The following is a 19,817-nucleotide window of genomic DNA, read 5'->3' as shown; positions in this document are numbered from 1 at the left end:
GTGCCAGGAGTTACTTACAGTGCCGCTTCGTCAGATTCGCCGGTACGAATGCGAATGACGCGCTGCAGTTCGGCAACGAAAATTTTGCCGTCGCCAATTTTGCCTGTGTAGGCCGCTTTGCTAATGACATCAATGACTTCATCAAGCTGATCGTCAGCAATCGCGACATCAATTTTTACTTTTGGCAGAAAGTTAACGCTGTATTCCGCCCCGCGGTAAAGCTCGGCATGACCCTTCTGACGACCAAAGCCTTTCACTTCGGTGACAGTCAGTCCCTGAATACCCATGGAAGACAACGCTTCACGCACGTCTTCGAGTTTGAATGGTTTGATTACAACCGTAACCAGCTTCATAGATCCCCTCCAGTCAGAATTCGGTAATGGCCGCAGCTTACGCAGAAGGTATTGCAAGGGGTGTGCCAGAAATAAAACCAGAAGGAACTGCGGTGCAAAGAGCGCTACACGGCCTTGATAAACGAACCGGTGAAAAAAAACGCACCATGCCGGTGCAGGGTGCGTTTCCGTTTTGCACCAACAGGAATGACTGTTAGCGCGTCGCCTCATTTTGGTGCATCAGGCGCTCAGCGATTCTTCCTCACGCACGCTGGCGGCCAGCTCTTCGCCTGCCAGCTGAAGCTGATACATCTGCCAGTAACGTCCTTTGGCTTCCAGCAGTTCACGGTGCGTACCCCGTTCAACGGCCTGGCCGCGATGTAGCACCAGAATGGTATCGGCATCAACGATGGTGGAAAGACGGTGGGCAATCACCACCAGCGTCGTATGGTCACGCACGGCCGACAGCGCCTGCTGGATGGCCTGCTCGGTACCGGAGTCAATACTGGCTGTCGCTTCATCCAGAATCAGAACCTGCGGCGTTTCAATCAACACCCGCGCCAGGGCGAGGAGCTGTTTTTGCCCGACGGAGAGATTGTTCCCCTGCTCGCCCAGCTTCGTATTGATCCCCTCACTAAACCCGCGCGCCAGATCCGCCAGCTGCACTTTTTCCAGTACCTCCCAGACCTGCTCCTGCGTGTAGTCCCGCCCCAGGGTCACGTTCGCATAGAAGGTATCGGCCAGGACGACCGGATCCTGCTGCACCATCGCGACGCCTTTACGCAACACGTTGTGGCTAAGAGACGCGAGCGGACGTCCGTCGATCCGGATTTCACCGTGCGTAACCGGGTAGTAACCCATTAACAGGCTGGCGAGGGTGCTCTTACCGCTTCCCGTATGGCCCACCAGCGCCACGAAACCACGCGACGGAACATCAAGTGAGATATCCTGCAACACCAGCCGGTCTTCGCGATAGGCAAACGAGACATTATCAAAATCAATGGCACCGCTTTGCAAAGGTCGCTCATCGTTGCCGTAGGCCTGTCGCGGCCGGTCCATCAGCTCGAACACACGCTCACCGGCGACCACCGCCTGTTGCAGCATAGACTGCTGGGTGGTGAGTTCGATCAGCGGTTCGTTAAGGCGCCCCAGATAGCTAATAAAGGCGTACAGCACCCCCACTTCAATCGTACCGTTAGCGCTCAGCCCAAACAGCATCAGGAGACCGCAAAGCACCAGCGCAGAGAAAAGGCTCAGCAGCGGACGCAGCAGAAAACCGTCAAGCCGCAGCGTCTGCATGCGTGCCATATAGTGCGAGCGGCTGGCTTCGCCCATCCGTTCACCAAAGCGCGCCTGCTGGCGGAACTGCTGGATAACGCTCATGCCGTTGATGACTTCGTTGAAGCCATCGTTGATGTCGGCCAGATAGGCTCGTACCCGACGCACGATTGGCGTGCTGTAGCGCTGGTAGATGACCATGACGATCAGCACCGCCGGGAAGATCGTGATCGCCACCAGCGCCATGCGCCAGTCGAGACTGAACATTGCCACCAGCATCGCACCAATCAGCGCCGCGCTGCGGAGCACCGTCGCCACCACGGTGACGTACAGATCGCGGATCACCTCGGTATCGTTGGTTACCCGGGAGATAACCTGCCCGACCGGCTGAATATCAAACTCGCTGAGCGGCTGGCGAAGCGCGGCGTCCATTACATCCGTACGCAGCTGCTGAACGACACCGACGGCTGCGCGGTTAAACAGCAGCGACTGCGCATAGTGCAGCCCTGCAGCCGTCAGCTGTAACCCAACGTAAGCGACGCCTAAACCCGCCACCAGCCCCAGGGGCAGGTAGCTTTTGGCGACCATATTGTCGATAAAGTAACTGATGAGCAGCGGCCCGCTCACTTCTGCAATCGCCGCTATCCAGAGTAAAAGCACGGCCACGGACAGCGGTTTACGCCACGGCGAGCCGTAGGCCAGCAGACGTTTGAGCGTCGGCCACATCGTTCCGAGCTTACGCATTAGCGGCCTCCTCATTCTGTTCGGGGGCATCGTCCAGCGCCGCTTCAAGCTGTTGATAGCGATACATATCGCGATACCAGCCCGGTTGCTCAACAAGATTTTCATGCTGCCCGCGCTGGGCAATGTGCCCGTGCTGCAATACCAGAATTTCGCTGGCTTCGGTCAGCGCCGACAAACGGTGAGCGCTGATAATCACCGTGCGACCGTCACCCCACTGACGCAGGTTATGCAGGATCTGGTGCTCGGTACGGCCATCCACAGCGGAGAGCGCATCATCCAGGATCAGGATTTCGGCATTCAGCAGCAGCGCACGGGCAATCGAAATACGCTGTTTCTGCCCGCCGGACAGCATGACGCCACGCTCTCCGACTTCCGTTTCGTACCCCTGCGGCAGACGCAAAATATCATCATGCACGCTGGCTAAACGCGCCACATGCTCGATCTCCTCCTGCGTCGCCGCAGGGCATCCGAGGGCGATGTTATTCGCCACGGTGTCCGAAAATAAAAACGGCGTCTGGCTGACCACCGCCAGGCGGCCACGCCACTCATCCAGCAGCAGGTTCTTCAGGGGGATATCATGGAAACGAATATCCCCTTCGGTGACGTCAAAGTGGCGCTGGAGCAGAGAGAGGACGGTACTTTTTCCGGCCCCCGTCGGACCACAAATACCCAACATCTGGCCGGGCTGAAGCGTAAAGCTAACGTTCTCCAGTACCGGATGCGCCGTCTGCGGATAGACAAATTGACGGACGTCGACCTTCATTACGCCACGCCCTTCCGGGACCGCTTCGCTGCCGTCAGTCACCACCGGCGCTTCGGCCAGCATGGCGCGAATGCGGCTGTAGGCGGCGCTGCCCCGCTCCACAATGTTGAACATCCAGGCTAAAGCCAGCATCGGCCAGATCATCAGCCCGAGATACATCGCAAAACTGGTCAATTGTCCCAGGGTTAACGTCCCCTGTACCACCATCCAGCTACCGCCTCCGATAGCCAGCAGGTTAGCCATGCCAATCGCAACATAGATTGTCGGGTCAAAACGGGCGTCAATGCGCGCGACGCGCATGTTCTTCGCCCCCGTGTCTGCCGCATCGGCGGCAAACAGCGCGGACTGCCGGTCCTCCAGACCAAAGGCTTTGATCATGCGAATGCTGGTCATGCTCTCCTGAGTGCGATCGTTCAGTGACGAAAATGCCGCCTGCGCCAGTTTGAAGCGCTCGTGCAGCTGTTCGCCGTAGCGATTGATCGCCAATGCCATCAGCGGCATCGGCAGCAGCGCCAGAAGGGTCAACTGCCAGCTGATCTGCGTGGACATGACAATCAATACCGCACAGCCCATCACCAGCGAGTCCACCAGCGTTAATACCCCTTCTCCGGCGGCGAAGACCACGCGATCGACATCGTTCGTGGCACGGGCGATGAGGTCCCCGGTGCGATGGCGCAGATAAAATTCGGGATGCTGTCGGCTCAGCTGGCGGTAAAAATCTTCACGCAGCTCAACGGCCAACTGATAGGACGCACCAAACAGCAGCACGCGCCAGACGTAGCGCAGGAGATAAACAATGACGGCCGTCAGCACCAGCGTGCCGACCCACATCAACACCCGTGCGGTGGTGTAATGCTGTTCGGTGACGCCATCCACGACGTACCCCACCACTTTCGGCGGGATCAGCTGCAGAATGGCAATGATAATAAGCAGGGCCACTGCACCGAGGTAGCGTTGCCACTCCCGACGAAAGTACCAGCTTAATTGGGCAAATAATCGCACGCGGTTTGTTCCTGAAGGTTTTTTACGAAGTTATTCAATGGGTAAAGCTGTGGTGTACTTAATCTGTTCCATGGCGAAGCTTGAGGTGACGTCTGATAAGCCCGGGACGCTGTTCACCAGCCGCTTGTAGAAGTCATCATAGCGCTTCATGTCTGCCACCTGGACGCGCATCAGGTAATCGTACTCGCCGGCCATTCGCCAGAAACCGAGCACCTCGGGCATCTCAGAGACCTGAGTAACAAAGCGGCAATACCACTCGCTGCTGTGGTGCTGGGTTTTAATCAGCACAAATGCCGTCAACCCAAGCCCCAGTTTTTCGGGATCGAGCAGCGCGACGCGCCCCAGCAAAATGCCATCATCTTCGAGCTTCTTAAGGCGCTTCCAGCACGGTGTGGTGGTCAGATTAACGGCATCTGCCAGCGCCTGCAAAGAGAGGGTACAGTCACTTTGCAGCAAGGAAAGGAGCTTACGGTCAATTTTATCTAGCATACCCACCTCACAGAGAAAATTTTTCTCCCTTCATTCTATTTTAAAGGCCAGATAGCAACAATTTTTTCTGTGCTTTTCGCTATGCTGGGCACAAAATGACAAACGGATAATTACGATGAATAGCACCTGGGTTAAACATGCCATCAGCGAAATCAATGCCGACTACCAGCGTTCGGCGGATACCCACCTGATCCGCCTTTCCCTGCCGGGATTTGACGGTATTCAGCTCTATCTGAAGGATGAAAGCACCCATCCGACCGGCAGCCTGAAGCATCGCCTGGCGCGTTCACTGTTTTTATACGGTTTATGTAACGGCTGGATCAAAGAAGGCACTCCCATTATTGAATCCTCATCCGGTTCAACCGCCGTGTCCGAAGCCTATTTTGCCCGCCTGCTGGGCCTGCCGTTTATCGCGGTGATGCCCTCCTGCACTGCAAAACGCAAAATCGAGCAGATCGAATTTTACGGCGGTCGCTGCCACTTCGTTGAGAGTGCCTGCGAAATCTACGCCGCCTCTGAAATGCTGGCCCGTGAGCTCAACGGCCACTATATGGACCAGTTTACCTTCGCCGAACGCGCAACGGACTGGCGCGGCAATAACAACATCGCTGACAGTATTTTCCGCCAGATGACCCACGAGCCGCACCCCGTGCCGTCGTACATTGTGATGAGCGCCGGTACCGGTGGCACCTCAGCCACCATAGGACGCTACATTCGCTGTCAGGGCTACGATACCCAACTGATGGTGGTTGACCCGCAAAACTCGGTGTTCCTCGACTACTGGCAGAGCCGCGATGCCGATCTTCGCAGCCCGTCAGGCAGTAAAATTGAAGGAATTGGCCGCCCGCGCGTGGAACCGTCATTCATCCCGGATGTAGTGGATGAAATGCTTCGCGTGCCGGATGCCGCCAGCGTGGCAACCGCACACTGGCTGGAAACCCAGCTTGGCCGCAAAGTCGGGGCATCGACAGGCACCAATATGTGGGGCGCACTGCAGCTGGCGGCACGCATGCGTGAGGAAGGGCGTACCGGCTCCATCGTCACGCTGCTGTGCGACAGCGGCGAGCGCTACCTTGAGACCTACTACAATGCAGAATGGGTACAGGCTAACATCGGCGACATCACGCAGTGGAAAGTGCAGATTGCACAGCTGCTGAAATAAAAAAAAGCCAGACCGACGTCTGGCTTGCTGGAAGGCGCTCGCTATTCGGGGGAATAAGGGAGGTTGTTGTTGTCCAGCCAATGAGTCAAAAAATGGGACACCGCTTCGTTACCGCAGTGTCCGATAACGGGCAGATGAGGAAGCTCGGCAATCAGCTGCGGCATCGCATTCCCCATAATCAAGCCGCGCCCCACGCTGCCCAGCATCTCTCGGTCATTCATGGCGTCGCCAAATGCCATACAATCCTGCAGCGTTAAGCCCAGATGGTCGCTCAGTACCGCCAGGGCGGAACCTTTGTTACAGCCCACGGGTAATACTTCCAGACAATCTACCGCCGAGAAGGTCAGATGCGCCCGGTTGCCGAGCGCCTCATTTAACTGGATGCGCAGGCGTCGCAGATCGTCGTGATCGCCACAGAAGCAGATCTTGGTCACCGCGTGGGCGGGGATCCGGCGCAGATCGATAAGCTGATATTTAAAACCGCTATAGACATGCGCATGCAGTAACTCGGGGATTTCGCTTCCGGTAAACCAGCCTTGATCGTTAAAAACGTGGACACTGGCCTGTGTGTCCCAGGTGCTGTGCAGGACGATATCCGCCACTTCCGGGTTAAGATCCTGGCGGTGCAGTACCTCACCTTCGACGGTGTGAATGCGCGTTCCGTTTCCGGTGATCAGAAAAGCATCAAGAGAAAACGCGCCCAGTAAATGGCGCATCTCCAGAACATGTCGGCCGGTGGCAAATGTCAGAGTGACATCTCGCTCGCGCAGGCGCTTGAGTGCACTCAGCGTTTTCTCTCCCAGACGGTGATCCGGCATTAACAGCGTACCGTCCATATCAAATGCAGCGAGGCGGGCCATGATGACTCCTGAAATGTGATGCGATTAGCTTGTGCATCAGTATCAGGTGAGATATACGGAAGTAATAGTGAATAGATGATAATTATTGTTCCGGGTTTCTATGCGTCAGCTTAACCGTCTTAACCAGTATCACCGTTTATGGCAGCCGTCCGAAGGTGCGACGCAGCAGGTCACTATCAGCGAGCTGGCAGCCCGCTGTTTTTGTAGCGAGCGGCATGTCCGAACGCTGCTGCGTCAGGCTCAGGAGGCGGGCTGGCTGAGCTGGCGCGCGCAGTCTGGTCGCGGCAAGCGCGGCGAACTGACGTTCCATGCCACCCCGGAGTCCCTGCGCAATATGATGATGGAAGAAGCGCTGAAGAGCGGACAGCAGCATAACGCGCTTGAGCTGGCCCAGCTTGCGCCTGACGAGCTGCGTTCGTTACTGCATCCGTTTTTGGGTGGGCAATGGCAAAACGACACGCCGACGCTGCGCATCCCCTACTATCGCTCGCTGGAGCCGCTTCAGCCGGGATTTTTACCGGGCCGGGCCGAACAACATCTGGCAGGACAGGTGTTCTCAGGCTTGACGCGATTTAACGGTAACAGCAGTGAACCCACCGGCGATCTGGCGCATCATTGGGAGGTCTCTGCTGACGGGCTGCGCTGGCATTTCTATATTCGCTCCACGCTGCACTGGCATGACGGCGATAAAATAGAAACGGCGCAACTCCAGCGAAGCCTGACGGCGTTGTTAGCGCAGCCCATCATGCGAACGCTTTTTCAGAGCGTCTTGTCTGTCGAAACCACACATCCGCAATGTCTGACGTTTGTTTTACATCAACCGGACTACTGGCTGGCGCACAGACTGGCAACCTACTGTAGCCGTCTGGCGCATCCCGATCGCCCGGTCGTCGGCAGTGGTCCCTTCCGGTTGACCCTCTTTGAGCCCGACCTGGTACGCCTGGAAAGCCATGAGCAGTACCACCTGAGCCATCCGCTGCTTAAGGCCATCGAGTACTGGATCACTCCCCAGCTTTTTGATTACAGGCTGGGTACCAGCTGTCGCCACCCGGTGCAAATCGCCATTGGCGAGGCCGGTGAGCTCGAAAGCCTGCGGCTGGTGAGCAGCAGCACCAGCCTGGGCTTCTGTTATCTCACGCTGAAACAGAGCGCGCGGCTGAGTGAGATCCAGGCAAAGCGGCTGATTAATATCATTCATCTCTCCAGGCTTCTGCACACGCTTCCGCTCAACGAAGGGCTCATCACGCCAACTCATGAACTGCTTCCCGGCTGGACAATCCCGGAATGGCCTGATTTGACGGACATTGCCCTCCCTGAGGCGTTGACGCTGGTTTATCATCTGCCCGTTGAGCTTCACACCATGGCCAGCCAGCTGAAGGAGTACCTCGCCCTGCAGGGTTGTGAATTGACCGTCATCTTTCACGACGCGAAGACGTGGGATGGATGCCAGCAGCTTGCCGATGCAGACATCATGATGGGAGATAAGCTGATTGGCGAAGCGCCAGCGTATACGCTTGAGCAGTGGCTCCGCTGTGATGCGCTGTGGCCGCATGTGTTAAGCGCACCGGCTTACGCTCATTTGCAAGCCACGCTGGATGCGGTGCAGGCCCAAGCCGAGTCCCGGGACCGACACGCGGGGCTGCAAGCCATTTTCAGCCGCTTAATGGAGAACGCGGTGTTGACGCCGCTCTTTAATTATCAGTATCAAATCAGCGCGCCGCCAGGCGTAAACGGGATACGCCTTAACACCCGCGGCTGGTTTGATTTTACCGAAGCCTGGCTGCCTGCCCCCAAATCGTGAAGAAGCTGGTCGCCGCCGTAGCCAGGCGGTAACATAACGTTTTTACCGTAACTGTTGAGATGATTTATGAAACGTGCCGTCGTCGTGTTCAGCGGAGGACAAGACTCTACTACTTGCCTGGTTCAGGCCCTTCATCAGTATGATGAAGTTCACTGTGTGACCTTCGATTATGGTCAGCGCCACCGCGCTGAAATCGACGTTGCCCGTGAACTGGCCCTCAAACTGGGGGCACGCGCGCACAAGGTGCTGGACGTTACGCTGTTAAATGAACTGGCTGTCAGTAGCCTCACCCGCGACAGCATTCCTGTACCGGATTATGAACCCGATGCCAGCGGCATTCCGAATACCTTCGTACCGGGCCGCAATATTCTGTTTCTGACCCTGACGGCGATCTACGCCTACCAGGTGAAAGCCGAAGCGGTAATCACTGGCGTATGCGAAACAGACTTCTCCGGCTACCCGGACTGCCGTGACGAATTCGTGAAAGCATTAAACCACGCCGTCAATCTGGGCATGGCGAAAGAGACGCGCTTTGAGACGCCGTTGATGTGGCTGGATAAAGCCGAAACCTGGGCCCTGGCGGACTACTGGGGCAAGCTGGATCTGGTTCGCAGTGAAACCCTCACCTGCTATAACGGCATCAAAGGCGACGGTTGCGGCCAGTGCGCGGCCTGTAATCTTCGCGCTAACGGGCTGAACCACTATCTGGCCGATAAAGTTGGCGTGATGGCCGCAATGAAGCAAAAGACCGGGCTTAAATAACGCTACTTAACCGTGCTGTCGAACAGTTTTACGCCGGCAGCACGGGTCACTTTCATTAGCGTCGTTAGCGTTGGGTTGCCGTTGTCAGATAAGGTTCGGTATAACTGTTGGCGGGACAGACCGGATTTGGCAGCAATTTCACCTATGCCACCGCGGGCTTCGATAACACGTCTTAGCGCGATTAGGTATGCAGGGATTCCCTGGTCTTCATAAATCTCATCCAACGCAACCTGCAGATATAGCTGAGCGTAGGAAGGGTTTTCGCGAAGCATTTTTACGACAGCTTCATCGTGACTGACGGAGCTAGAGAATTTTCGTTCGCTTTTGCTCATCGGATTTCTCCTTTTGATGGTCATTCCAGTAATCAATTGCCAGTTTCACATCGGTCCTTTGACTCTTTTTGTCACCCCCAATCAGCAACAATAGGATCTCCCGATGTTGTACTGCAAAATAGATTCGATATCCGGGACCACAATCAATTTTCAATTCCCAGATACCATCTCTGAGATACCGGTAATCGCCGAAGTTCCCTTTCTCTGCACGGTCAATTCGCAAAAGAATCCGAAACACTAATTCCGGATCCTTTCGCTTCATCTTCGCTACCCACTCCTCAAATGGCACTTTTCCGTCACGGGTACGGTAGCGTTCAACAACGTAGTCCCTGTCCATGATTCTATCCCTGGAAAAACGTTTTGTCTTTTATAAAAGACAAAATTTCTAAACGATCATCAACTCCAGCTTCTCCCGCAATGCCCCTTCCAGCGGCAGAGCCTTCTGGGTTTTCAGATCGATACAGACAAAGGTGATCAGTGCATCAGCCACCACCTGCCCTTCAGGATCGAGCGTCACCACCTGGCTTAATACACCACTCTTGCCGTTGAGCTGTTGCACCTGACTGGTCACCGTGAGCACATCGCCCAGCACGGCCGGGCGGCGGTAGTTGATGTTGATATTGACGACCACGAACGCGATGTTATGCGCGGTCAACCACTGAAAGCTTTCGCTGTTTTCCAGCCCGTCCCAGCGCGCTTCTTCAAGGAACTCAAGATAGCGGGCGTTGTTAACGTGCTGGTAAACATCAAGGTGGTAACCGCGTACTTTGATTTTTGTCTGCATAGCGCAATAGCCTTTACTGTTGTTATAGGATCAGAGGTCATAACTGGTATGACCTCTTTATCCTGGCAAATTATCGCCGCAGTGCAAGTAATTGTGAGATTACAACGTCAGGTGTGAGAGGTTACGCTCCACCAGCGCGCTGCCCATGCCCGGCACCTGTTTGAGGTCGTCGACAGTTTTGAAAGGACCATACTCTTCGCGGTAGCTGACGATGGCCTGTGCTTTTTTCAGGCCGACACCGTTCATTGCGCGGGCGAGATCTTCCGCAGAGGCCGAATTGATACTGACCCGCGTACCGTCATCATCCGCCGTTTTACCGGCATCAGCCGCTTTGGATTGCCCTTGCACTGACGCTGAGGCGTCAGACTTGCTCTGCACCGTCTGTGCTTTGGCTGCGGGCGTCGCGGCCAGCGCGCTCGTGGTCATCCCGGTGGTGGCAATAGCCAGCGCAATTAACAGTGATTTGATTCCACATTTCATGCTGTTTTCTCCTTGTTTGTTGACAGCCACGTCACGATAGCCGCCCGGAAAAACAGCTACAAACAGCAGATTGCAGAAATGGAAAAGGCCGCGAAAGCGGCCTTTAGTTTTTGCAGAGCGTTACGAAAATCTGCGAGCAGAGACGTAATTATTGCTGCTGAGTCATCACATCGCCCAGCTTGATTTTGGCATCTTTACGCAGGTTGCTCATCATGGCTTCGAAAGCAATCTGAGCATTGTTCTGGGTAATGCCCTGAACCATCGCCTTCTTCTGCGCTTCTGGCAGGGTACCGGCTTTTACTTCGTCCAGCGCCAGCAGAACAACGTTACCCTGCATATCGGTGGTGGTGCCGAAGCTTGGTTTGTCCTTCGCAGGCAGAGTCAGGCCAAACGCAGCCTGGCTGATGGGGTCCTGACCGGTACGGCTCAGCGTTTTCGCTTCACCGAAGCTCAGGCCTGCCGCTTTCAGCGCATCGTCTTTGCCCGCTTTCAGATCAGCTAGAATCTTCTCAGCATCCAGTTTCGCCTGCTGTTCCGCTTTGTTGTGCTTAACCTGAGCGGCAACCTGATCCTTCACTTCTGCCAGCGGTTTGACCGCTTCCGGCTTGTGCTCGCTGACGCGCAGCACGAACGCACTGTCACCGTCGACGGTAATGATGTCAGAGTTGCTGCCTGGCGTGCCGTTCTCGCCCACCAGACCACCGTTAAAGATGGCGTCTGAAACCGGTTTAAAGTTCAGCTCTTCCGGCAGGTTATCACGACCAAACCAGCCCGTCTCAACCGCTTTCACCCCAGCAGCCTGCTCTGCACCCGCCAGCGATTCGTTGTCGTTGCTGGCGGCATCGCTCACCTTCTGTTGAAGTGCGTAGTAGGCATCCAGCGCTTTTTCCTGTTTCACTTTCGCCGCGATATCATCACGAACGTCAGCCAGCGGCTTGGTTTTCGCCGCGGTGATATCGTCCAGACGCGCGACCAGGAAACCAACGGAAGACTTAATGACACCAGAAAGCTGGCCTTTCTCTTTCAGACCCGCATTTTTCAGTTCGTCCGGCGTGGTTGCGTCTTCCAGCCAGCCCATATCACCGCCGTTTTTGGCAGAGATAATATCGGTGGATTTTGCTTTCGCGAGGGTGGCGAAATCAGCCCCTTTATTCAGCTCATCCAGTACCGCTTTGGCGTCAGCCTCGGTTTTAGTCTGAATCACGCTGTAGCGGTTACGCTGCGGCTGAGTGAACTGATCCTGATGCTGATCGTAGTAAGACTGAATTTCTGTATCAGACGCCGTTTCCTGCAGCCCGGCAGCATCCAGCTTGATGTAGCTCACGCGGAACTGCTCTGGAGAAACGAAGGTATTTTTGTTCTGCTCGTACCAGGCGTTCAGTTCCGCGTCGCTGACCTGCTGTTTGGCCGCCAGGGCGTTAACATCAATGGTCGCTTCACGGACAACGCGCTGCTGCGCCACCAGCGCGGCCAGCTCTTCCGTCTCACCTTTGAGCATGAAATCGGTGCCCACAACGGCATTGATAAGCTGCTGAGTGGTCAGCTGGTTACGCAGCGCCTGAGCGTACTGGTCGGCCGTCATGCCCATCTGGTTGACGATGCTATTGTAACGGGCGTTGTCGAACTTACCGTTTGACTGGAATGCCTGAGTGGCGAAGATCGCCTTTTTCACCTGCTCATCGCTGATGCCAAGGCCCAGCTTTTTGGCATACTGATCCAGTAACGCTTCGTCGATAAGACGGTTCAGCGTCTGTTGGCGCAGGGTCTTCATATACCCTTCATTCGCCGCCAGTTCAGAGAATTGGTCGCCCAGCTGTTGCTGCATACGGTTACGTTCACCGGCAAAAGCATTCTCGAACTGACCACGGCTGATCTCCTGGCCATTCACTTTTGCGGCATAGTTCGCGCCACCGCCAATAAGGTAACTGCTCACGCCGGTCAATATGAACGACACGATAATGATACCGAAAATAATCTTGAGCACGAGACTGTTAGCAGCCGTGCGTAAGCTGTCCATCATGGTGTAACAACACTCCGCTGTAGGTGACTGGTTACCTGACGCTGACGGAAAATCCTGCCCGTCGCGCGTAAAGGCGTATTGTGACAAGAAAACGGGGCGATTGTCAGCCCACAACTCGCATAAACTCGCACAAATCAGGTCTGGACAAACAAAAAAGGCACATCAAATGATGCGCCCTTGTACTTTCCGGCTTCCCTGAAACGGGAAAGCAATCAATTTACTGCGTCTTTCAGCGCTTTACCTGCACGGAAACCCGGCACTTTAGCAGCAGCAATGGTGATCTCTTTACCGGTCTGAGGGTTGCGGCCAGTACGGGCAGCACGCTCTTTAACAGCAAAAGTACCGAAGCCTACCAGTGCAACGTCGTCTCCAGCCTGCAGAGATTCAGTAACAGAAGCAATTAATGCATCTAACGCACGTCCAGCTGCAGCTTTAGAAATATCAGCACCAGCAGCAATTTTGTCAATCAGTTGAGATTTATTCACTGTTCTCTTCCTCTCTTTATAATTTATATCGCGCCTGAGTCCTTCACAACGCGACCGCGCAGCAGTTATATCAGGCCTGCCATGACCTTACAACACCCGTTGTTGATGGCTGACCTAATCAGCAATCTAAATTAGCTATACAAAAAAAGGCTGGCAAGTGCGAAATGCCTTACCAGCCTTGTTTTTATTGACGCTCTTTGCGCGAGGTCACTATTTTGCGGTTACAACCTGCATTCCGGACGGCTCATTCTGCAATGCGAGAGTAAGAACTTCCTCAATTCGCTTAACAGGATGAATCTGCAGATCGGCAATTACGTTGTCCGGAATCTCTTCCAGATCGCGTTTATTCTCGTAAGGAATCAATACGGTTTTGATCCCACCACGGTGCGCCGCCAGCAGTTTTTCTTTTAACCCGCCGATAGGCAGAACCTGACCACGCAGGGTGATTTCACCGGTCATTGCCACATCAGCGCGTACCGGGTTGCCTGTCAGACAGGAGACCAGCGCCGTACACATGGCAATACCCGCGCTTGGACCATCTTTCGGCGTCGCCCCTTCCGGGACGTGAACGTGGATGTCGCGTTTTTCGTAGAAATCCGGGTTAATCCCCAGTTTTTCCGCGCGCGCGCGCACCACGGTCAGCGCCGCCTGAATGGACTCCTGCATCACTTCACCCAGCGAGCCGGTGTAGGTCAGCTTGCCTTTACCCGGTACACAGGCGGTTTCGATGGTCAGCAGATCGCCGCCCACTTCCGTCCATGCCAGACCGGTCACCTGGCCTACGCGGTTTTCATTATCCGCACGACCGTAGTCGAAGCGCTGAACGCCCAGGTAGGCATGCAGATTGTCGCCGTTGATCACAATGTGTTTCAGGCTCTTATCCAGCAGCAGCTGTTTCACCGCCTTGCGGCACAGTTTAGAGATTTCACGCTCAAGGCTACGCACGCCCGCTTCACGGGTGTAATAGCGAATGATGCCGATAATCGCGCTGTCCTCGACGGTCAGCTCGTTGGCTTTCAGTGCGTTACGCTCAATCTGTTTCGGCAGCAGGTGCTGTTTCGCGATATTCAGCTTCTCGTCTTCGGTGTAACCGGAGAGGCGGATCACTTCCATACGGTCCAGCAGCGGGGCCGGAATGTTCATGGAGTTGGAGGTTGCCACGAACATCACATCGCTCAGGTCGTAGTCCACTTCCAGGTAGTGATCGCTGAACGCCACGTTCTGTTCTGGATCAAGCACTTCCAGCAGCGCAGAGGCCGGATCGCCACGCATGTCCGAAGACATTTTGTCGATCTCATCAAGCAGGAACAGCGGGTTTTTAACGCCCACTTTCGCCATTTTCTGGATCAGTTTACCCGGCATAGAACCGATGTAGGTACGACGGTGACCGCGGATTTCCGCTTCATCGCGTACGCCACCCAGCGCCATACGGATATACTTACGTCCGGTCGCCTTGGCGATGGACTGTCCCAGAGAGGTTTTACCCACCCCCGGCGGTCCTACCAGACACAGAATTGGCCCTTTAATTTTGTTTACACGGCTTTGTACCGCGAGGTACTCAAGAATGCGGTCTTTCACGCGTTCCAGGCCGTAGTGGTCGGTATCCAGGATCTCCTGCGCCTGACGCAGGTCTTTTTTGACCTTGCTGCGGGCGTTCCACGGAACCTGCACCATCCACTCAATGTAGCCGCGTACGACGGTTGCTTCAGCCGACATTGGAGACATCATTTTCAGCTTCTGCAATTCTGCTTCGGCTTTCTCTTTCGCCTCTTTCGGCATCTTCGCCGCGTCGATTTTACGCTTCAGCGCTTCGTTTTCGTCCGGCGCGTCGTCCATCTCGCCGAGCTCTTTCTGAATCGCTTTCATTTGCTCATTCAGATAGTACTCACGCTGAGATTTCTCCATCTGCTTTTTGACGCGGTTGCGAATACGTTTCTCAACCTGCAGCAGATCGATTTCAGACTCCATCATCGCCATCAGGTATTCCAGACGTTCGTTAACGTCGGACATTTCCAGCACGGACTGTTTGTCAGCCAGCTTCAGCGGCATGTGTGCTGCGATGGTGTCCGCCAGACGCGCAGGATCGTCGATGCTGTTCAGCGACGTCAGCACTTCTGGTGGGATTTTTTTATTCAGCTTGATATAGCCTTCAAACTGGCTAATTGCGGTGCGCACCAGCACTTCCTGCTCGCGCTCATCAAGCTCAGGCGAATCAAGGTACTCTGCCTTGGCAGAGAAGTGTTCGCCGTCATCTGACAGAGTGGTAATACGCGCACGCTGCAGCCCTTCGACCAGCACCTTCACAGTGCCGTCAGGCAGCTTCAGCATCTGCAAAATAGAGGCCACGGTCCCGACGGTGAAAAGATCGTTTACACCCGGCTCATCCGTCGATGCTTCTTTCTGTGCCACCAGCATGATTTTTTTATCATGATCCATGGCGGCTTCGAGGCAACGGATAGATTTTTCCCGCCCTACAAACAAGGGTATGACCATGTGCGGATAAACCACCACATCGCGCAACGGCAATACGGGGATTTCAATGCGTTCAGAACGCTCAGGATTCATAGAGCTCTCTCTTAGTTTAGTGTCCGCCAGGTAAGCTGGTCATGTCACTGTACTTCACATAACCATTAACATGTATCCAGTATATGGGGATGTTTCCCACACATTCAACGCTATGAATACGGAAAAAGTAAAGGGGAGATAAAATCCCCCCTTTTTAATTAACTGCTTGTATGATTTGGTGAATTATTCGCCAGATGCCTGCTGGGCTTCCGGTTTACCGTAAATCAGCAGCGGCTTGGTTTGGCCGCTGATTACGGACTCGTCGATAACCACTTTCTCAACATCTTCCATCGACGGCAGATCGTACATGGTGTCGAGCAGCGCCGCTTCAACGATTGAACGCAGACCACGCGCACCGGTTTTACGGATCATCGCTTTCTTAGCAATCGCATCAAGCGCTTCGTCACGGAATTCCAGGTCAACCCCTTCCAGATTGAACAGCGCCTGGTACTGCTTGGTCAGCGCATTTTTCGGCTCTTTCAGGATCTGAATCAGCGCCTCTTCACTCAGCTCATTCAGCGTTGCCACAACGGGCAGACGGCCAATGAACTCAGGAATCAGACCGAATTTGATCAGATCTTCAGGTTCAACCTGCGAAAGCAGTTCGCCTTCGTTCGGTTTTTCGGACGAGGCTTTTACCGTTGCGCCGAAACCAATGCCGGAGCCGGTTTCAACACGGTGGGAAATGACTTTATCCAGACCGGCAAACGCACCGCCACAGATGAACAGGATCTTGGAAGTATCAACCTGCAGGAACTCCTGCTGAGGATGCTTACGCCCCCCCTGCGGTGGAACGGCGGCAACCGTACCTTCGATCAGCTTCAGCAGCGCCTGCTGCACGCCTTCACCCGACACGTCGCGGGTGATGGACGGGTTGTCTGATTTACGGGAGATCTTGTCGATCTCATCAATATAAACAATGCCGCGCTGTGCTTTCTGTACGTCGTAATCGCACTTCTGCAGCAGTTTCTGAATGATGTTCTCAACGTCTTCACCCACATAACCGGCTTCGGTCAGGGTGGTGGCATCGGCCATGGTAAACGGAACATCCAGCAGGCGCGCCAGGGTTTCCGCCAGCAACGTTTTACCGGAACCCGTCGGTCCGATCAGCAGGATGTTACTTTTACCCAGTTCTACGCCATTACTGGTGTCGCCGTTACGCAGACGTTTGTAGTGGTTATATACCGCTACCGCCAGCACTTTCTTCGCCTGCTCTTGTCCGATGACATAGTCGTCAAGGTGATGACGAATTTCATGCGGCGTTGGCAATGCGCTACGCTCACGGTGCGGCGCAACTTCTTTAATCTCTTCGCGAATGATGTCGTTACATAAATCAACACATTCGTCGCAGATATACACGGACGGCCCGGCAATCAGTTTACGCACTTCATGCTGGCTTTTGCCGCAAAAAGAGCAGTACAGCAGTTTGCCCGAACCATCTTTGCGTTTATCTGTCATGAGTCCAAACCTCTTTTTAAGTTCTTTGTGCCGCACATGACGACGCAAATGCCATTCTAAGACGCGTACTGCTTAAAGCAGCGTGCCGCCCTACCTTAGTATAGCGGCACACTCGCGTCGCGGGCATCAATTACGATGGGTCAATACGGAGTCGACTAAGCCGTACTCAACTGCCTCTGGAGCAGAGAGGAAGCGATCGCGCTCGGTATCGCGCTCGATCTGCTCGAGAGATTGACCTGTATGCTGCGCCATAAGTTCATTCATGCGCGCTTTTACTTTCAGAATTTCGCGGGCGTGGATTTCGATATCCGTCGCCTGCCCCTGGTAACCACCCAGCGGCTGGTGAATCATCACACGGGAGTTAGGCAGGCAGAAACGCTTACCTTTCGCCCCTGCGGTTAACAGGAAGGCACCCATGGATGCAGCCTGACCCATACAGATCGTGCTGACATCTGGCTTGATGAATTGCATGGTGTCATAAATGGACATACCCGCCGTAATCACACCGCCTGGCGAGTTGATGTACAGGTAAATGTCTTTTTCCGGGTTTTCCGCTTCCAGGAACAGCATCTGCGCTACGATCAGGTTAGCCATATGGTCTTCTACCTGGCCGGTCAGAAAGATAACGCGTTCCTTGAGCAGACGGGAATAGATATCGAAAGAACGCTCACCACGTGAGGTCTGTTCAATAACCATTGGCACCAGCGCCATATGGGGTGCAAAGTTATCTCGTTCGCCACTGTATGACATTTCCGTCTCCTGGTTCAAAATTGAAAACACCTGCTGTACTGATTGTAACCTTATGGACGGATTATCAGCCAGTCTCAATCATCGTGATTACATACTTATGGGGTTCGCCACGCCCTATTTCAAGCATAACAACCTTTTGTTGTAACGCTAACACTGAAAGGGCGTTTTAGCACCCTTCCAGGACTAAAGCTGCGATAAAAAAAACCCGTCGCCGGAGGGCAACGGGTTTTTTGGTCAAACTTTAAACCGTTAGGGCGTTATTACGCCTGCTGGTTCATCAGTTCGTTGAAAGAGGTCGCTTTTTCGGTCACTTTCGCTTTCGCCAGAACCGCTTCAACAGCCTGCTCTTCCAGTGCGACGTTGCGCATGTTGTCCATCAGCTCTTTGTTCTTACCGTAGAACTCGATCACTTCTGATGGATCTTCGTATGCGGAAGCCATCTCTTCGATCAGGCCTTTCACGCGCTCTTCGTCAGCTTTCAGCTCGTGGGTACGAATCACTTCGCCCAGCAGCAGGCCAACAACAACGCGACGTTTCGCTTGCTCTTCAAACAGCTCGCGTGGCAGTTCCATCGCTTGCTGCTGGTTGCCACCGAAACGCTGTGCAGCCTGACGGCGCAGCACGTCGATTTCGCTGTCGATCAGGGCTGCAGGAACGTCGATGTCGTTCGCTTTCACCAGACCTTCAATCGCCTGAGATTTCACACGGTTACGCACAGCACCGTTCAGCTCGCGCTCCATGTTTTTACGCACTTCGGTACGCAGACCAGCAACTGAACCATCTTCCACGCCGAAACGCTTGATGAATTCTTCAGTCAGTTCTGGCAGTTCGCGCTCTTCCACTTTCTTCAGGTTGATCACGAACTTCGCTGCTTTACCTTTCAGGTTTTCAGCGTGGTATTCTTCAGGGAAGGTCACGTCGATAGTGAACTCTTCGCCAGCCTTGTGGCCTTTGATACCGTCTTCGAAGCCTGGGATCATACGACCCTGACCCATTGCCAGTACGAAGTCAGACGCTTTGCCGCCTTCGAACTCTTCGCCGTCTACAGAACCGGTGAAGTCGATGGTCACACGGTCTTCCGCGTCAACAGCGCCTTCTTTCTCTTTCCAGTTCGCCTGCTGCTTGCGCAGGGTGTCCAGCATGCCGTCAACATCTTCGTCAGTCACGGAGACAATCGGTTTTTCAACTTCGATAGATTCCAGACCTTTCAGCTCAACTTCCGGGTACACTTCGAACTCTACGGAGTAAGTGAAGTCTTCGCCCAGTTTGTATTCGCCTGGAACGTAGTTTGGCGCGCCGGCCGGATTGATTTTTTCTTTGATGATCGCATCAATAAAGTTGCGGCTCATCAGTTCACCCAGCACATCCTGACGCACAGAGGCGCCATAACGCTGAGCAACAACATTCATTGGAACTTTGCCCTTACGGAAGCCGTCAATACGTACTTTTTTTGCTACGTTGACCAGCTCGCTTTTCACAGCAGTTTCGATGCTGTCAGCAGCGATAGTAATCGTTACACGGCGGCCAAGGCCTTGAGTGGTTTCAACTGAAACTTGCATCTTGTTACCTCAAAAAAATCACAGTGCTCGGTCAACTCTGAATCTGTCTGTTATACCGGGATGCTCTCTTAGTGCAGATTCACATTCCCTGTCGCCAGAATCATCCCGAAGACATTCAATAAGACGCGGCATTATAGCGGCATCACTTAGGTGAGTCGAGAACGGTTGGGGCATGTTGCTGCGGCTTTTTT

The 19,817-nt window shown here is 54.3% G+C and carries 18 protein-coding genes; 3 read left to right on the top strand and 15 right to left on the bottom strand.

Annotation, left to right across the window (positions count from 1 at the left end):
• Nucleotides 1–14 precede the first annotated feature (14 nt).
• From glnK to L977_RS01835, 4 genes are all read right to left on the bottom strand, one after another.
• On the bottom strand, nucleotides 15–353 hold the full coding sequence (gene glnK, locus L977_RS01850; protein ID WP_008503304.1) for a P-II family nitrogen regulator: 339 nt from the start codon (nucleotides 351–353) through the stop codon (nucleotides 15–17).
• A gap of 219 nt (nucleotides 354–572) precedes the next feature.
• Nucleotides 573–2,354, bottom strand: coding sequence for a SmdB family multidrug efflux ABC transporter permease/ATP-binding protein (locus L977_RS01845; protein WP_014882786.1), 1,782 nt, complete (start codon nucleotides 2,352–2,354; stop codon nucleotides 573–575).
• The gene (locus tag L977_RS01840; protein ID WP_045134720.1) at nucleotides 2,347–4,119 is read right to left on the bottom strand and encodes a SmdA family multidrug ABC transporter permease/ATP-binding protein; all 1,773 of its coding nucleotides are present in this window, start codon (nucleotides 4,117–4,119) and stop codon (nucleotides 2,347–2,349) included. The genes L977_RS01845 and L977_RS01840 overlap by 8 nt, the downstream gene beginning before the upstream one ends.
• A gap of 30 nt (nucleotides 4,120–4,149) precedes the next feature.
• On the bottom strand, nucleotides 4,150–4,608 hold the full coding sequence (locus tag L977_RS01835) for an Lrp/AsnC family transcriptional regulator (RefSeq protein WP_008503307.1): 459 nt from the start codon (nucleotides 4,606–4,608) through the stop codon (nucleotides 4,150–4,152).
• Between the two features lie 115 nt (nucleotides 4,609–4,723).
• Here L977_RS01835 and L977_RS01830 point away from each other — a divergent pair, with 115 nt between their 5' ends.
• Entirely contained in the window at nucleotides 4,724–5,770 is a 1,047-nt protein-coding gene (locus tag L977_RS01830) for a PLP-dependent cysteine synthase family protein (protein WP_047624482.1), read from the top strand.
• Between the two features lie 41 nt (nucleotides 5,771–5,811).
• On the opposite strand, the gene cof is transcribed toward L977_RS01830, so the two are convergent.
• Entirely contained in the window at nucleotides 5,812–6,630 is an 819-nt protein-coding gene (gene cof, locus L977_RS01825) for an HMP-PP phosphatase (protein WP_014882783.1), read from the bottom strand.
• A 100-nt stretch (nucleotides 6,631–6,730) separates the two neighbouring features.
• On the opposite strand from cof, the gene L977_RS01820 reads away from it, so the two are divergent.
• Together L977_RS01820 and queC are read left to right on the top strand one after the other, a co-directional pair.
• A complete protein-coding gene (locus L977_RS01820; RefSeq protein ID WP_047624480.1) occupies nucleotides 6,731–8,431 on the top strand; it encodes an SgrR family transcriptional regulator in 1,701 nt (566 codons plus the stop codon).
• Nucleotides 8,432–8,497: 66 nt separating this feature from the next.
• Nucleotides 8,498–9,193, top strand: a complete 696-nt coding sequence (gene queC / locus L977_RS01815; RefSeq protein ID WP_023332238.1) for a 7-cyano-7-deazaguanine synthase QueC — start codon at nucleotides 8,498–8,500, stop codon at nucleotides 9,191–9,193.
• Between the two features lie 2 nt (nucleotides 9,194–9,195).
• Here queC and L977_RS01810 read toward each other — a convergent pair whose 3' ends face one another.
• The 10 genes from L977_RS01810 to tig all read right to left on the bottom strand — a co-directional run bounded on the left by L977_RS01810 (nucleotide 9,196) and on the right by tig (nucleotide 19,626).
• Nucleotides 9,196–9,525, bottom strand: a complete 330-nt coding sequence (locus L977_RS01810; RefSeq protein ID WP_032637333.1) for an addiction module antidote protein — start codon at nucleotides 9,523–9,525, stop codon at nucleotides 9,196–9,198.
• Complete coding sequence (locus tag L977_RS01805) at nucleotides 9,497–9,862, bottom strand: type II toxin-antitoxin system RelE/ParE family toxin (RefSeq protein ID WP_023336820.1); 366 nt, start codon at nucleotides 9,860–9,862, stop codon at nucleotides 9,497–9,499. The genes L977_RS01810 and L977_RS01805 overlap by 29 nt, the downstream gene beginning before the upstream one ends.
• Nucleotides 9,863–9,910: 48 nt before the next feature.
• Nucleotides 9,911–10,309 (bottom strand): YbgC/FadM family acyl-CoA thioesterase, encoded by a 399-nt coding sequence (locus L977_RS01800; protein WP_014882778.1) that lies wholly within the window; start codon nucleotides 10,307–10,309, stop codon nucleotides 9,911–9,913.
• Nucleotides 10,310–10,408: 99 nt separating this feature from the next.
• Entirely contained in the window at nucleotides 10,409–10,789 is a 381-nt protein-coding gene (locus L977_RS01795; protein WP_047344471.1) for a helix-hairpin-helix domain-containing protein, read from the bottom strand.
• A gap of 148 nt (nucleotides 10,790–10,937) precedes the next feature.
• Entirely contained in the window at nucleotides 10,938–12,809 is a 1,872-nt protein-coding gene (ppiD, locus tag L977_RS01790) for a peptidylprolyl isomerase (protein ID WP_047624475.1), read from the bottom strand.
• A gap of 212 nt (nucleotides 12,810–13,021) precedes the next feature.
• Nucleotides 13,022–13,294, bottom strand: a complete 273-nt coding sequence (gene hupB / locus L977_RS01785) for a nucleoid-associated protein HU-beta (RefSeq protein WP_002444653.1) — start codon at nucleotides 13,292–13,294, stop codon at nucleotides 13,022–13,024.
• 210 nt (nucleotides 13,295–13,504) lie between these two features.
• Nucleotides 13,505–15,859, bottom strand: coding sequence for an endopeptidase La (gene lon / locus L977_RS01780; protein WP_014882775.1), 2,355 nt, complete (start codon nucleotides 15,857–15,859; stop codon nucleotides 13,505–13,507).
• A 183-nt stretch (nucleotides 15,860–16,042) separates the two neighbouring features.
• On the bottom strand, nucleotides 16,043–17,317 hold the full coding sequence (clpX, locus tag L977_RS01775) for an ATP-dependent protease ATP-binding subunit ClpX (RefSeq protein ID WP_014882774.1): 1,275 nt from the start codon (nucleotides 17,315–17,317) through the stop codon (nucleotides 16,043–16,045).
• A gap of 126 nt (nucleotides 17,318–17,443) precedes the next feature.
• Complete coding sequence (gene clpP, locus L977_RS01770) at nucleotides 17,444–18,067, bottom strand: ATP-dependent Clp endopeptidase proteolytic subunit ClpP (RefSeq protein ID WP_014069126.1); 624 nt, start codon at nucleotides 18,065–18,067, stop codon at nucleotides 17,444–17,446.
• A 260-nt stretch (nucleotides 18,068–18,327) separates the two neighbouring features.
• On the bottom strand, nucleotides 18,328–19,626 hold the full coding sequence (gene tig / locus L977_RS01765; protein WP_014882773.1) for a trigger factor: 1,299 nt from the start codon (nucleotides 19,624–19,626) through the stop codon (nucleotides 18,328–18,330).
• Nucleotides 19,627–19,817: the final 191 nt, after the last annotated feature.

The sequence above is a fragment of the Enterobacter sp. ZOR0014 genome, assembly GCF_000798855.1.
Classification (GTDB): Bacteria; Pseudomonadota; Gammaproteobacteria; order Enterobacterales; family Enterobacteriaceae; genus Enterobacter; species Enterobacter kobei.
This window is presented reverse-complemented; position numbering and strand designations above follow the sequence as displayed.